At 57.2% G+C, this 13,390-nt stretch carries 13 protein-coding genes; 11 read left to right on the top strand and 2 right to left on the bottom strand.

What is annotated here, in order from left to right; all coding sequences use genetic code 11:
* Positions 1-17 precede the first annotated feature (17 nt).
* On the bottom strand, positions 18-986 hold the full coding sequence (locus tag ABRP31_RS23415; RefSeq protein ID WP_087272680.1) for a polyprenyl synthetase family protein: 969 nt from the start codon (positions 984-986) through the stop codon (positions 18-20).
* A gap of 240 nt (positions 987-1,226) precedes the next feature.
* Between ABRP31_RS23415 and rplU the strand changes: the two genes are divergently transcribed.
* The 5 genes from rplU (at position 1,227) to ABRP31_RS23390 (ending at position 5,151) form a co-directional block, all read left to right on the top strand.
* A complete protein-coding gene (rplU, locus tag ABRP31_RS23410) occupies positions 1,227-1,541 on the top strand; it encodes a 50S ribosomal protein L21 (protein WP_003176051.1) in 315 nt (104 codons plus the stop codon).
* A gap of 34 nt (positions 1,542-1,575) precedes the next feature.
* Positions 1,576-1,851, top strand: a complete 276-nt coding sequence (gene rpmA / locus ABRP31_RS23405; protein ID WP_002551972.1) for a 50S ribosomal protein L27 — start codon at positions 1,576-1,578, stop codon at positions 1,849-1,851.
* A 234-nt stretch (positions 1,852-2,085) separates the two neighbouring features.
* On the top strand, positions 2,086-3,309 hold the full coding sequence (cgtA, locus tag ABRP31_RS23400; protein WP_027899708.1) for an Obg family GTPase CgtA: 1,224 nt from the start codon (positions 2,086-2,088) through the stop codon (positions 3,307-3,309).
* A 103-nt stretch (positions 3,310-3,412) separates the two neighbouring features.
* Positions 3,413-4,531: a glutamate 5-kinase gene (gene proB / locus ABRP31_RS23395; RefSeq protein ID WP_087272787.1), complete on the top strand. Its 1,119-nt coding sequence runs from the start codon at positions 3,413-3,415 to the stop codon at positions 4,529-4,531.
* A gap of 149 nt (positions 4,532-4,680) precedes the next feature.
* Entirely contained in the window at positions 4,681-5,151 is a 471-nt protein-coding gene (locus ABRP31_RS23390; protein WP_087272683.1) for a CreA family protein, read from the top strand.
* 253 nt (positions 5,152-5,404) lie between these two features.
* On the opposite strand, the gene rpsT is transcribed toward ABRP31_RS23390, so the two are convergent.
* Positions 5,405-5,683, bottom strand: a complete 279-nt coding sequence (gene rpsT / locus ABRP31_RS23385; RefSeq protein WP_027899711.1) for a 30S ribosomal protein S20 — start codon at positions 5,681-5,683, stop codon at positions 5,405-5,407.
* Positions 5,684-5,935: 252 nt separating this feature from the next.
* Between rpsT and murJ the strand changes: the two genes are divergently transcribed.
* From murJ to ispH, 6 genes are all read left to right on the top strand, one after another.
* A complete protein-coding gene (gene murJ / locus ABRP31_RS23380) occupies positions 5,936-7,474 on the top strand; it encodes a murein biosynthesis integral membrane protein MurJ (RefSeq protein WP_087272686.1) in 1,539 nt (512 codons plus the stop codon).
* A gap of 132 nt (positions 7,475-7,606) precedes the next feature.
* Positions 7,607-8,545, top strand: a complete 939-nt coding sequence (gene ribF, locus ABRP31_RS23375; RefSeq protein WP_087272688.1) for a bifunctional riboflavin kinase/FAD synthetase — start codon at positions 7,607-7,609, stop codon at positions 8,543-8,545.
* 9 nt (positions 8,546-8,554) lie between these two features.
* A complete protein-coding gene (ileS, locus tag ABRP31_RS23370) occupies positions 8,555-11,386 on the top strand; it encodes an isoleucine--tRNA ligase (RefSeq protein ID WP_349972578.1) in 2,832 nt (943 codons plus the stop codon).
* Positions 11,379-11,882, top strand: coding sequence for a signal peptidase II (gene lspA / locus ABRP31_RS23365; RefSeq protein WP_087272694.1), 504 nt, complete (start codon positions 11,379-11,381; stop codon positions 11,880-11,882). Before ileS ends, lspA begins: the two co-directional genes overlap by 8 nt.
* Positions 11,875-12,327, top strand: a complete 453-nt coding sequence (gene fkpB / locus ABRP31_RS23360) for an FKBP-type peptidyl-prolyl cis-trans isomerase (RefSeq protein WP_349972579.1) — start codon at positions 11,875-11,877, stop codon at positions 12,325-12,327. The genes lspA and fkpB overlap by 8 nt, the downstream gene beginning before the upstream one ends.
* A 62-nt stretch (positions 12,328-12,389) precedes the next feature.
* Positions 12,390-13,337, top strand: coding sequence for a 4-hydroxy-3-methylbut-2-enyl diphosphate reductase (gene ispH / locus ABRP31_RS23355; RefSeq protein WP_087272699.1), 948 nt, complete (start codon positions 12,390-12,392; stop codon positions 13,335-13,337).
* The last annotated feature ends 53 nt before the right edge of the window (positions 13,338-13,390 follow it).

The following is a 13,390-nucleotide window of genomic DNA, read 5'->3' as shown; positions in this document are numbered from 1 at the left end:
CTTTTAGCGCTTAGCGATCAATGCGTACGCGCTACTGCAAACTCGCTCAGTTCGACCAGCGCATCGCGGTATTCGCTTGGCGGCAGGGCATCCAGGCATTTGATCGCCCGAGCGACGTAATCGCGGGCCAACTGTGCGGTGTAGTCCAGAGCGCCAGAGCTCTCGACGGCATTGCGGATGCTTTCCAGATCTTCCAGGCCGCCTTTCTGAATGGCCTGACGCACCAAAGCAGCCTGTTCGGCAGTGCCTTCGCGCATGGTGTAGATCAGCGGCAGGGTCGGCTTACCTTCGGCCAGATCGTCACCGACGTTCTTGCCCAGGGTTTCTGCGTCGCCGCGATAATCGAGCAGGTCGTCTACCAGCTGGAAAGCCACGCCCAGGTGGTCGCCAAACGTGCGCAGCGCTTCGCTTTGCTCGTCGGTGGCGTTGCACAGGGCGGCGGCGCTGTGAGTCGAGGCTTCGAACAGCATGGCTGTCTTGCCGCGAATCACTTCCATGTAGATTTCTTCAGTGGTGCTGGCGTCGCGAACTTTCGACAGCTGCAGCACTTCGCCTTCGGCAATGACCCGGGTCGCTTTCGACAGGATCTTCATGACAGGCATCGAACCCAGCTCGACCATCATTTCGAACGAGCGCGAATAAAGGAAGTCACCGACCAGAACGCTTGGCGCGTTGCCCCAAAGAGCATTGGCGGTAGAGCGGCCACGGCGCATGCCGGACATGTCGACGACGTCGTCATGGAGCAGGGTCGCGGTGTGCAGGAACTCGATGGTGGCGGCCAGCAGACGGACGTCATCGCCTTCGCGACCCAGAGCCTTCCCACACAAAAGAACCAGCAGCGGACGCAGGCGTTTGCCACCCGCCGAGGTAATATAGTCGCCGATTTTCGAGACCAACGGTACCCGCGACGTCAGTTGCTTCTTGATAATGACGTCGACGGCACTAAAATCGTCCGCCACAGCGCGGTAGAAGGCTTGAGGTTGCATCAGCGAGAGGTGCTCCAGAAGGGTTGCGCCGCATGCTAGGTTGCGGGTTAGAGCGTGTCAAGGTATGACGTCCCGCCTCTTGCAACCGCTTGATGCCTTGCGTACAATCGCGCACCCTAACTTTCCTGGGCAGCACCTGCCTTACGCAATTGCGACCGGGCCTTTCCAGCCCCGAGCAGCCATGCCAGCCGATACTCTACTTATAAAGAGCTGGGTGAGCAGGATTTACGGAGAAATACCATGTCTTATGCAGTAATCGTTACCGGTGGCAAGCAGTACAAAGTTGCTCCAGGTGAATACCTGAAGATCGAAAAACTGGAAATCGCTACCGGCGAATCCGTTACTTTTGATCGTGTTCTGTTGGTTGCCAACGGCGACGACGTTAACATCGGCGCACCAGTTGTTGCCGGCGCTACCGTTGTAGCTGAAGTGATCTCCCAAGGTCGTCACGACAAAGTTCGCATCATCAAGTTCCGTCGTCGTAAGCACCACATGAAGCGTATGGGCCACCGCCAGTGGTACACCGAGATCAAAATCACCGGTATTCAGGCTTAATTTCAGCCTAATCCCTCACTAGGAGAATTGACTCATGGCACACAAAAAAGCTGGTGGTAGTACCCGTAACGGTCGCGACTCAGAAGCCAAACGCCTTGGCGTGAAGATGTATGGCGGCCAGGCTATCATTCCGGGCAACATCATCGTGCGTCAGCGCGGTACCCAATTCCACGCTGGCTACGGCGTTGGTATGGGCAAAGATCACACCCTGTTCGCGAAAGTGGAAGGCGTGATCAAGTTCCAGGTTAAAGGCGCCTTCGGTCGTCGCTACGTGAGCATCGTTCCGAAGACTGAAGTCTCCGCAGCGTAATCATGCAGCAGCTGGAAAAGCCCTGTCTCGCGACGGGGCTTTTTCGTTTTTGAAGATTGTTGGCTGTAGGCTTTAAAAGGCTTTGGTGAGTCTCTTGCAAAACTGTTTGTGCGGGCTGTTGTGATGTTGACCTGTGGGGTCACTGGTTTTTGATCGGTATCGCAACGCTCATTTTTGCAAGAGTCTTATGTATTTATGTTGTTCTGCTCGTCCCTGTGGCGGGAGGCGTGCGTTATGAAATTTGTAGATGAAGTATCGATTCGAGTAAAAGCCGGTGACGGCGGCAACGGTTGCATGAGCTTCCGTCGCGAAAAATTCATTGAAAACGGCGGCCCTAACGGCGGTGATGGTGGTGATGGCGGCTCGATCTTCATGGTCGCCGACGAAAACCTCAACACCCTGGTTGACTACCGTTACACCCGTCACTTTGACGCTGAGCGCGGCTCCAACGGTGGCAGTGCTGACTGCACCGGCAAGAAGGGCGAAGAGTTGGTGTTGCGCGTGCCAGTGGGTACGACGGTCATCGACGCCAGCACTCAGGAAGTCATTGGCGACCTGACAAAGGCTGGTCAGCGTCTGTTGGTGGCGATGGGTGGTTGGCACGGTCTGGGCAACACCCGATTCAAATCCAGTACCAACCGTGCGCCACGTCAGACTACGCCGGGCAAGCCGGGCGACCAGCGTGACCTCAAGCTTGAGCTGAAAGTGCTGGCTGACGTTGGTTTACTGGGCTTGCCTAACGCAGGCAAAAGTACCTTCATTCGCTCTGTTTCTGCGGCCAAGCCGAAAGTGGCTGACTATCCGTTCACGACCCTGGTGCCAAACCTGGGTGTGGTCAGTGTCGATCGCTGGAAGAGCTTTGTGGTTGCGGACATTCCGGGTCTGATCGAAGGTGCTTCCGGTGGCGCAGGCCTGGGGATTCGCTTCCTCAAGCACTTGGCGCGTACTCGCTTGTTGCTGCACCTCGTTGATATGGCTCCGCTGGACGAGAGCAGTGCTCCGGATGCTGCTGAAGTCATCGTCAATGAGTTGGTCAAATTCAGCCCGTCCCTGGCTGAGCGTGATCGTTGGCTGGTACTGAACAAGTGCGACCAGATTCTTGAGGAGGAGCATGAGGCTCGCGTCAAGGAGATTGTTGATCGTCTGGAATGGACGGGCCCTGTCTACGTAATCTCGGCGATTGCCAAAGAAGGCACCGAGCAGCTTAGCCGTGACATCATGCGCTATCTCGAAGAGCGCGCTCAGCGCATTGCTGAAGAGCCTGGCTATGCTGAAGAGCTGGCTGAGCTGGATCAGCGCATCGAAGATGAAGCCCGCGCCCAGTTGCAGGCGCTGGATGACAAGCGTGCGTTGCGCCGTAGCGGCGTGAAGAGCGTGCATGACATCGGCGAAGACGATTGGGATGAGGAAGACGAGGATGATGAAGACGGTCCGGAAATCATTTACGTCCGCGACTGATCCTCTGCAGTAAACTAGACGCCGCTTAGAGATAAGCGGCGTTTTTGTATCTGATATCTTGAATTTGTATCTACCAAAATTCTCTGGCTAAGGTTGGAAGATGATGCGCAGCAAAGTGACGGGTGCCCAACGCTGGGTCGTGAAGATTGGCAGTGCCTTGCTGACCGCGGATGGCAAGGGGCTGGATCGTTCGGCGATGGGTGTTTGGGTCGAGCAGATGGTGGCGCTGCATGAGGCGGGCGTTGAGTTGGTCCTGGTTTCTTCCGGGGCCGTGGCTGCCGGTATGAGCCGTTTGGGCTGGACTTCACGACCCAGTGCCATGCATGAGCTGCAAGCTGCCGCTGCAATTGGTCAGATGGGGCTGGTTCAGGCGTGGGAATCCAGCTTTGCCGAGCACGGCCGCCACACAGCGCAGATTTTGCTTACCCATGACGACCTTTCCGACCGCAAGCGTTACCTGAATGCTCGCAGTACGCTGCGCACTCTGGTTGATCTGGGTGTTGTTCCGGTCATCAATGAAAACGACACCGTTGTGACTGACGAGATTCGTTTTGGTGACAACGATACCCTTGCGGCCTTGGTCGCCAATCTGGTCGAGGCGGACTTGCTGGTTATCCTTACGGATCGCGACGGCATGTTTGATGCTGACCCGCGCAACAACCCTGAGGCTCAATTGATCTACGAGGCGCGTGCCGATGATCCGGCGCTGGACGCCGTGGCGGGTGGTACGGGTGGTGCGCTCGGACGTGGTGGTATGCAGACCAAGTTGCGTGCGGCGCGGTTGGCGGCCCGTTCGGGGGCGCACACGGTGATCGTGGGTGGGCGTATCGAGCGCGTGCTGGCGCGTCTTAAAGGTGGTGAGCGCCTGGGTACGTTGTTATCGCCTGAGCGTGAAATGCTTGCTGCTCGCAAGCAGTGGCTGGCCGGGCACTTGCAAACTCGCGGCACGTTGGTGCTGGACGAGGGAGCCGTGGCTGCGCTGAGCAAGGATCATAAAAGTCTGCTGCCTGTCGGGGTCAAGCTGGTTCAGGGCAGCTTCCGTCGTGGCGAGATGGTTGTGTGCGTTGCACCTGATGGTCGCGAAGTTGCTCGTGGTCTGAGTAATTACAGCGCTCTTGAGGCGCAGAAGATTATTGGTCAGTCATCGGATGCGATCGTGCGGGTGCTTGGTTATATGGCTGAGCCTGAGCTGGTTCATCGGGATAACCTGATTCTGGTTTGAAATGCTGTTCCTGTAGGGGCGCGCTTGCCCGCGATTGCGTCAGGTCAGCCAAAAATGTACTGCCTGACCTGACGCCATCGCGGGCAAGCGCGCTCCTACGGGTTCTGCGTTCGCCGGTAGCTAGCTTTCCACAAGATAAGGAGCACGTAATGCGCGTAATTAAGGGATTGCTCGGGGCTTTGCTGGTGCTACCGATGCTGGCTTCTGCCGAAGAAATCGGTCAGGTGTCGACGGTGTTCAAACTCGTCGGGCCGAACGACCGAATTGTGGTTGAGGCTTTCGATGATCCAAAAGTCGATGGCGTAACCTGCTATCTGTCGCGTGCCAAGACGGGAGGGGTGAAGGGTGGTCTTGGTCTGGCTGAAGATCGTGCCGAGGCGTCCATCGCTTGTCGTCAGGTTGGTCCGATTCACTTCAAGGGCGAGCTGAAGGACGGTGATGAGGTTTTCAAAGAGCGCACCTCGCTGGTGTTCAAAACCATGCAGGTTGTGCGTTTCTTCGATAAAAAGCGTAATGCTCTGGTTTATCTGGTGTACAGCGACCGGATTATCGAAGGAAGCCCGCAGAATGCTGTGACGGCGATTCCGATTCTGCCGTGGTCGCCAGCTCCTGCGCCGTGATGCTGTTTGTTCCTGGCATCGCGCCGTCCTGTGGCAGGCATGAGGCTTGTAGGAGCGCGCTTGCCCGCGATTGCGTCAGAGCAGTCTATAAATTCATTGGCTGATAGAGCCTAATCGCGGGCAAGCGCGCTCCTACAGGTCCTGTGTTTACCTCGTGAAGGGGTAGTGTTAGGAGCAAGTGCGATTATTCAATAATTGCAGGCAACAAAAAACCGACCCTTGGGTCGGTTTTTTTACGGCTTAAGCTTATCGCTTAGGCTGCAGCAGCAACGCTCAGGTCTTTGATGTGACCGTTCAGGCGGCTTTTATGACGAGCAGCTTTGTTCTTGTGGATGATGCCTTTATCGGCCATACGGTCGATAACTGGCACGGCCAGAACATAAGCAGCTTGTGCTTTTTCAGCGTCTTTTGCGTCGATGGCTTTAACTACATTCTTGATGTAGGTACGAACCATGGAACGCAGGCTGGCGTTGTGGCTGCGACGCTTCTCAGCCTGTTTTGCACGTTTTTTGGCGGAAGGTGTGTTGGCCACCGTCGAGCTCCTCGAAAGACTTTTTAGGGAATAGCTTACAAAATAGGCCGCGAATCATGCCGATGACTGAATTGATTGTCAAGGGTTGGTGATCGGTTCCGCCGAGTGGTTGCTATGTTCAACCGGGATATTTATTTCCGGTGTGCGACCTGTAAACTCGCCGGCTTTGCCTCTGTGCTTTTGCGGCGCGGAGTATCGCATAAATGGACAGGTTAATCGCCTTGTCCTTTAGCCAAGGCGCTAAATTCTTTAATGAACCTACTCAAATCATTGGCTGCCGTTAGCTCTATCACCATGCTTTCCCGGGTGTTGGGCTTTGTTCGCGATACCATCATCGCGCGTACATTTGGCGCGGGAATGGCGACGGATGCGTTCTTCATTGCCTTCAAATTGCCCAATTTACTGCGCCGTATTTTTGCGGAGGGGGCTTTTTCCCAGGCATTCGTGCCTATCCTGGCGGAATACAAAAGCCAGCAAGGCGAGGAGGCGACGCGCACCTTTGTGGCGTACGTCACCGGGCTGCTGACGCTGGTTCTGGCACTGGTCACTTTGCTCGGGATAATCGCTGCGCCTTGGGTGATCTGGGCGACTGCCCCGGGGTTTGCCGACACGCCGGAAAAGTTCGCGCTGACGTCTGATCTGTTGCGAGTGACCTTTCCTTATATATTGCTGATTTCGCTGTCTTCGCTGGCTGGCGCAATTCTGAATACCTGGAACCGCTTTTCGGTTCCGGCTTTCGTGCCGACCCTGCTTAACGTCAGCATGATTTTCTTTGCGTTATTTCTGACGCCTTATTTCGACCCGCCAGTGATGGCGTTGGGCTGGGCGGTACTGGTCGGCGGATTGCTGCAATTGCTCTATCAACTGCCGCATCTGAAAAAGATCGGTATGTTGGTACTGCCGCGCCTTAATCTGCGTGACACCGGCGTGTGGCGGGTTATGAAGCAGATGCTGCCTGCCATCCTTGGCGTATCGGTCAGTCAGATTTCTCTGATCATCAATACGATATTTGCCTCGTTTCTTGTCGCCGGTTCGGTGTCCTGGATGTACTACGCCGACCGTTTGATGGAATTGCCGTCAGGTGTGCTGGGGGTGGCCTTGGGCACGATCCTGTTGCCGATCCTCTCGAAAACCTATGCCAGCAAGGATCGTCAGGAGTATTCAAGAATTCTCGACTGGGGCTTGCGCCTGTGTTTTGTGCTGGTTCTGCCTTGCACTCTGGCACTGGGGATTCTGGCCGAGCCGTTGACCGTTTCCCTGTTCCAGTACGGTAAATTCGATGCCGTGGATGCGGCCATGACCCAGCGGGCATTGATCGCTTATTCAGTGGGCTTGCTGGGCATCATTCTCATCAAGGTGCTGGCACCGGGCTTTTATGCACAACAAAATATTCGCACCCCGGTGAAAATCGCGATCTTCACCCTTATTGTTACTCAACTGCTCAACCTGATCTTTATCGTACCGCTGCAACATGCCGGTCTGGCCCTGGCGATCAGCGTTGGCGCCTGCATCAACGCACTGCTGCTGTTCTGGCAGTTGCGCAAGCAGGATCTGTTTCAGCCGCAGCCGGGCTGGACGAAGTTTCTGTTCAAGCTGTGTCTGGCGGTCGGGGTGATGTCTGGCGTGTTGTTTGGCCTGATGCACGTGATGCCCGCCTGGAGTGACGGGCAAATGCTGGAGCGCTTCATTCGTCTTGGCGCACTGGTGGCAGCAGGGGTTGTGGCGTATTTCGCGACTTTGTTGCTACTGGGCTTCCGGCTTAAGGATTTCGCCCGCAGCGCAGTACTGTAAGCCAGAGTTGTAACGGGTAGTCGTCGGTTTTTCCCATTGTGGAGCGGCGACTGTTGTTTTGCCTCGGCGTGTTCCTGTCGTCCGGGGCTGTGTGTGGTTATAATCGGCCACTTTATGAGCAAGAAGTGCTTTATGCAGCTGGTTCGAGGCCTCCATAATCTGCGCCCCCAGCATCGGGGCTGCGTCGCCACTATTGGCAACTTTGACGGTGTTCACCGGGGCCACCAGGCTATCCTGGGGCGCTTGCGTGATCGTGCTGTCGAGTTGGGCGTGCCCAGTTGCGTGGTTATTTTCGAGCCGCAGCCGCGTGAGTTTTTTGCTCCGGCTACTGCTCCCGCCCGTTTGGCTCGCTTGCGTGACAAGCTGGAGCTGCTGGCCGCTGAAGGCGTTGATCGGGTGCTGTGTCTGGCGTTCAACCAGCGTTTGAGTAAGCTCAGCGCGGCGGAGTTCGTCGACACCGTGTTGATCGACGGGCTTGGCATACAACATTTAGAGGTGGGCGATGATTTCCGCTTCGGTTGCGACCGGATCGGCGACTTCGACTTCCTGCAAAAGGCGGGCGATGCCCGCAGCTTTACGGTTGAGGCGGCGCAGACCGTTGAGATCGATGGCGTTCGCGTCAGCAGTACCAAGGTGCGTAACGCTCTGGCAGTGGCGGATTTCGCCCTCGCCGAGCGTATGCTCGGACGTCCGTTCCGGATTACCGGGCGGATTCTGCACGGCCAGAAACTCGCGCGGCAGTTGGGTACGCCCACGGCCAACGTGCAGCTCAAACGGCGTCGTGTGCCGCTGACCGGGGTTTATCTGGTCAGTGCGAGCATTGATGGCAAGACCTGGCCGGGTGTCGCCAATATTGGCGTGCGCCCGACCGTGGCAGGTGATGGCAGTGCCCACCTTGAAGTGCATCTTCTGGACTTTGCCGGTGATCTTTACGACCGGCGTTTGACGGTGGCTTTCCACCATAAGCTGCGCGATGAGCAGCGGTTCGCCTCACTGGAGGCGCTCAAGACGGCGATCAATGCGGATGTCGCCGCCGCCCGTGCCCATTGGCATGGCCAACCCGCTAATTAAGAGCCTGAAATGACCGATTATAAAGCCACGCTAAACCTTCCGGACACCGCCTTCCCAATGAAGGCCGGCCTGCCCCAGCGCGAGCCGCAAACTCTGCAGCGCTGGGACAGCATTGGCCTGTACCAGAAGCTGCGCGAAATTGGCAAGGATCGTCCGAAGTTCGTTCTGCACGACGGTCCTCCTTATGCCAACGGCAATATTCACATCGGTCACGCCGTTAACAAGATTCTCAAGGACATGATCCTGCGCTCGAAAACGCTTGCGGGTTTCGACGCGCCTTATGTTCCGGGTTGGGATTGCCACGGTCTGCCGATCGAGCACAAGGTTGAAGTGACTCACGGCAAGAACCTGTCCGCGGACAAGACTCGCGAGCTGTGCCGCGCTTATGCCGCCGAACAGATTGAAGGGCAGAAGTCCGAGTTCATTCGCCTGGGTGTCCTGGGCGATTGGAGCAATCCTTACCTGACCATGAACTTCACCAACGAAGCCGGGGAAATCCGTGCGTTGGCGGAAATGGTCAAGGGCGGGTTCGTGTTCAAGGGTCTCAAGCCCGTGAACTGGTGTTTCGACTGTGGCTCGGCTCTGGCTGAAGCAGAAGTCGAGTATCAAGACAAAAAGTCTTCCACCATCGACGTGGCGTTCCCGGTTGCCGATGAAGCGAAGCTGGCGGCCGCGTTTGGCGTGGAATCGTTGAGCAAACCTGCCGCCATCGTGATCTGGACCACCACCCCGTGGACCATCCCTGCCAACCAGGCGCTGAACGTTCATCCCGAGTTCGAATACGCGCTGGTTGATGTTGGCGACAGGCTGCTGGTGCTGGCCGCCGAGCTGGTTGAAAGCTGCCTGACCCGCTACAAGCTGGAAGGTACCGTTATCGCCACCGCGACCGGTGCCGCGCTGGAGCTGATCAATTTCCGCCACCCGTTCTATGACCGTTTGTCGCCGCTGTATCTGGCCGACTACGTTGAGCTGGGCGCTGGCACCGGCGTTGTACACAGCGCCCCGGCCTATGGCGTGGACGACTTTGTCAGCTGCAAAAAATACGGCATGACCAACGACGACATCCTCAGCCCGGTGCAGAGCAACGGTGTGTATGTCGATTCGCTGGAGTTCTTCGGTGGTCAGTTCATCTTCAAGGCGAACCAGGCGATCATCGACAAGCTGGCCGAAGTCGGCAGCCTGATGGACACTGAAACCATCACTCACAGCTACATGCACTGCTGGCGTCACAAGTCCCCGCTGATCTACCGCGCAACCGCGCAGTGGTTCGTCGGCATGGACAAGCAGCCTGAAGCTGGCGAGACCCTGCGTGAGCGGGCGGTCAAGGCTATCGAAGACACCACATTTGTTCCGGCATGGGGGCAGGCGCGCCTGCACTCTATGATCGCCAACCGTCCTGACTGGTGCATTTCGCGTCAGCGCAACTGGGGCGTGCCGATCCCGTTCTTCCTGCACAAGGAAAGCGGCGAACTGCATCCGCGGACCGTTGAGCTGATGGAAGAAGTCGCCAAGCGCGTCGAGAAAGAAGGCATCGAAGCCTGGTTCAAGCTGGACGCTTCCGAGCTATTGGGTGACGAAGCGCCGAAGTACGACAAGATTTCCGACACGCTGGACGTCTGGTTCGACTCGGGTACTACGCATTGGCACGTGCTGCGCGGTTCGCACCCGATGGGGCATGAAACTGGCCCGCGTGCCGACTTGTACCTGGAAGGCTCCGATCAACACCGTGGCTGGTTCCACTCGTCGCTGCTGACCGGATGTGCCATCGACAACCACGCGCCTTACCGCGAATTGCTGACCCATGGTTTCGTCGTCGACGAAAACGGTCGCAAGATGTCCAAATCGCTGAACAACGTCGTGGCGCCGCAGAAAGTCAACGATTCGCTGGGCGCAGACATCATGCGTCTGTGGGTTTCGGCGACTGACTACTCCGGCGAAATGGCTGTTTCCGATCAGATCCTGCAGCGCAGTGCTGATGCCTACCGCCGGATCCGCAACACTGCCCGTTTCCTGCTCTCGAACCTGAGCGGTTTCAATCCAGCTACCGATATTCTGCCACCGGAAGACATGCTCGCGCTGGATCGTTGGGCGGTAGACCGTGCATTGCTGTTGCAACGCGAGCTGGAAGAGCATTACGGCGAATACCGTTTCTGGAACGTGTACTCCAAGATCCACAACTTCTGCGTGCAGGAGTTGGGTGGTTTCTATCTGGACATCATCAAGGACCGCCAATACACCACGGCAGCGGACAGCACGGCACGTCGCTCTTGCCAGACCGCGTTGTTCCACATCTCCGAAGCGCTGGTTCGCTGGATCGCACCGATCCTGGCGTTCACCGCCGATGAGCTGTGGCAGTACCTGCCGGGCGAGCGTAACGAGTCGGTCATGCTCAACACCTGGTATCAGGGGCTGAGCGAAATGCCGGCTGACTTCGAGCTGGACCGCGCCTACTGGGAGCGGATCATGGCGGTGAAGGTCGCGGTCAACAAGGAAATGGAAAATCTGCGCGCAGCCAAGGCGATTGGCGGCAACCTGCAGGCCGAAGTGACTCTGTATGCTGAAGACGCACTGGTCACCGACCTGTCGAAGCTGAGCAACGAGCTGCGCTTTGTATTGATTACTTCCACGGCCAGTGTCGCGCCATTGCTCGATGCTCCGGCCGATGCAGTAGTGACCGAAGTGGCAGGGCTGAAGCTCAAGGTAGTCAAATCCAGCCACGCCAAGTGCGCCCGTTGCTGGCATCACCGTGCTGACGTGGGTGTGAATCCGGAGCATCCGGAAATCTGCGGTCGTTGCGTAGACAACATCAGCGGTGCAGGCGAGGTTCGTCACTATGCCTAAGGCAGCTTTTGGCCGCTTGGCCTGGCTCTGGTTGAGTCTGTTGGTCCTGGTCGTTGACCAGGCCACCAAGTACTACTTCGAGAACCGCCTGGAGTTGTACGAGCAAATCGTGATCATTCCGGACTACTTCAGCTGGATGCTCGCGTACAACACCGGCGCGGCTTTCAGCTTCCTGGCGGACAGTTCGGGCTGGCAGCGCTGGCTGTTTGCATTGATTGCTGTTGTGGTCAGTGTGGTGCTCGTGGTCTGGCTCAAGCGTCTTGGGCGTGATGACACTTGGCTGGCCATTGCTCTGGCATTGGTATTGGGCGGCGCGCTCGGCAATCTGTACGACCGTGTTGCTATCGGTCACGTCATCGACTTCATTTTTGTTCATTGGAAAGAGCACGGCTTCCCGGCGTTCAATGTCGCTGACAGCGCGATTACTGTCGGCGCAATCATGCTGGCGCTGGACATGTTCAAGAGCAAGAAAACCGGAGAACCTGCTAATGACTGAACAGTTATTGACCGAGCAACGCATCGGTCAGAACACGGAAGTCACTCTGCATTTCGCTTTGCGCCTTGAGAACGGCGAGACAGTCGACAGCACCTTTGACAAAGCTCCGGCGACGTTCAAGGTGGGGGACGGCAATCTGCTGCCTGGCTTTGAAGCTGCGCTGTTCGGCTTCAAGGCTGGAGACAAGCGCACCGTGCAGATTCAGCCGGAAAATGCCTTCGGTCAGCCGAACCCGCAAAATGTGCAGATCATCCCGCGTTCGCAGTTCCAGGACATGGAACTGTCGGAAGGTTTGCTGGTGATCTTCAATGATGCGGCCAATACTGAGCTGCCGGGCGTAGTGAAGGCATTCGATGACGCGCAAGTGACCATCGACTTCAATCACCCGCTGGCGGGCAAGACCTTGAACTTCGAAGTGGAAATCTTCGAGGTCAAGGCGCTCTAAGCAAGCTTGAACCTGAGCCCGACTTTTGTTGGGCTGTTTTGCACGTAGATACGAGGCACCCCATGCAAATCAAACTCGCCAACCCCCGCGGCTTCTGCGCTGGAGTGGATCGTGCGATCGAAATCGTCAATCGCGCCCTGGAAGTGTTTGGCCCGCCGATCTATGTGCGCCATGAAGTGGTTCATAACAAATTTGTTGTCGAAGACCTGCGTGCTCGTGGCGCAATCTTCGTTGAAGAACTGGATCAGGTACCCGACGACGTCATCGTGATCTTCAGTGCTCACGGCGTATCGCAAGCGGTGCGCACCGAAGCGTCGGGCCGCGGCCTGAAAGTGTTCGATGCCACTTGCCCGCTGGTGACCAAGGTGCATATCGAAGTGGCGCGCTACAGCCGCGACGGTCGTGAATGCATCCTGATCGGCCACCAGGGTCACCCGGAAGTCGAAGGCACCATGGGGCAGTACGATGCCAGCAATGGTGGTGCGATCTATCTGGTCGAGGATGAAGAGGACGTCGCCAGCCTTCAGGTGCGTAATCCTGAAGCGCTGGCGTTCGTGACCCAGACTACGTTATCCATGGACGACACCAGTCGTGTTATCGATGCCTTGCGCACGCGCTTCCCTGCGATTGGCGGGCCGCGCAAGGATGATATCTGCTACGCCACGCAAAACCGCCAGGATGCGGTCAAGCAGTTGGCCGATGAGTGCGACGTGGTATTGGTCGTTGGCAGCCCGAACAGCTCCAACTCCAACCGCTTGCGTGAATTGGCCGAGCGCATGGCTACCCCGGCTTACCTGATCGATGGCGCCGAAGACATGCAGCGCAGCTGGTTCGACGGCGTTGAGCGCATCGGTATCACCGCAGGTGCTTCTGCACCGGAAGTGCTCGTGCGTGGCGTGATCCAGCAACTGCACGCCTGGGGCGCGACCGGTGCCGACGAGCTGGCTGGCCGCGAAGAGAACGTCACCTTCTCGATGCCCAAGGAATTGCGGGTCAAGTCGCTGTTGTAACGCGGCGAATGACGGACCTGTAGGAGCGCACGAGCACCGCGAGGCCGCGATAG

This window comes from Pseudomonas caspiana, assembly GCF_040224095.2.
Taxonomy (GTDB): Bacteria; Pseudomonadota; Gammaproteobacteria; order Pseudomonadales; family Pseudomonadaceae; genus Aquipseudomonas; species Aquipseudomonas caspiana.
Note: the sequence above shows the minus strand (reverse complement) of the source record. Positions and strands in the feature narration are given on the sequence as shown.

Bases quoted from the DNA above. Each gene is read 5' to 3' on its own strand.
- rplU (WP_003176051.1), top strand. From the start codon at position 1,227: ATGTCTTATGCAGTAATCGTTACCGGTGGCAAGCAGTACAAAGTTGCT.
- ribF (WP_087272688.1), top strand. From the start codon at position 7,607: ATGCAGCTGGTTCGAGGCCTCCATAATCTGCGCCCCCAGCATCGGGGC.
- rpmA (WP_002551972.1), top strand. From the start codon at position 1,576: ATGGCACACAAAAAAGCTGGTGGTAGTACCCGTAACGGTCGCGACTCA.
- fkpB (WP_349972579.1), top strand. From the start codon at position 11,875: ATGACTGAACAGTTATTGACCGAGCAACGCATCGGTCAGAACACGGAA.
- lspA (WP_087272694.1), top strand. From the start codon at position 11,379: ATGCCTAAGGCAGCTTTTGGCCGCTTGGCCTGGCTCTGGTTGAGTCTG.
- ABRP31_RS23390 (WP_087272683.1), top strand. From the start codon at position 4,681: ATGCGCGTAATTAAGGGATTGCTCGGGGCTTTGCTGGTGCTACCGATG.
- murJ (WP_087272686.1), top strand. From the start codon at position 5,936: ATGAACCTACTCAAATCATTGGCTGCCGTTAGCTCTATCACCATGCTT.
- cgtA (WP_027899708.1), top strand. From the start codon at position 2,086: ATGAAATTTGTAGATGAAGTATCGATTCGAGTAAAAGCCGGTGACGGC.
- ispH (WP_087272699.1), top strand. From the start codon at position 12,390: ATGCAAATCAAACTCGCCAACCCCCGCGGCTTCTGCGCTGGAGTGGAT.
- ABRP31_RS23415 (WP_087272680.1), bottom strand. From the start codon at position 986: ATGCAACCTCAAGCCTTCTACCGCGCTGTGGCGGACGATTTTAGTGCC.
- proB (WP_087272787.1), top strand. From the start codon at position 3,413: ATGCGCAGCAAAGTGACGGGTGCCCAACGCTGGGTCGTGAAGATTGGC.
- ileS (WP_349972578.1), top strand. From the start codon at position 8,555: ATGACCGATTATAAAGCCACGCTAAACCTTCCGGACACCGCCTTCCCA.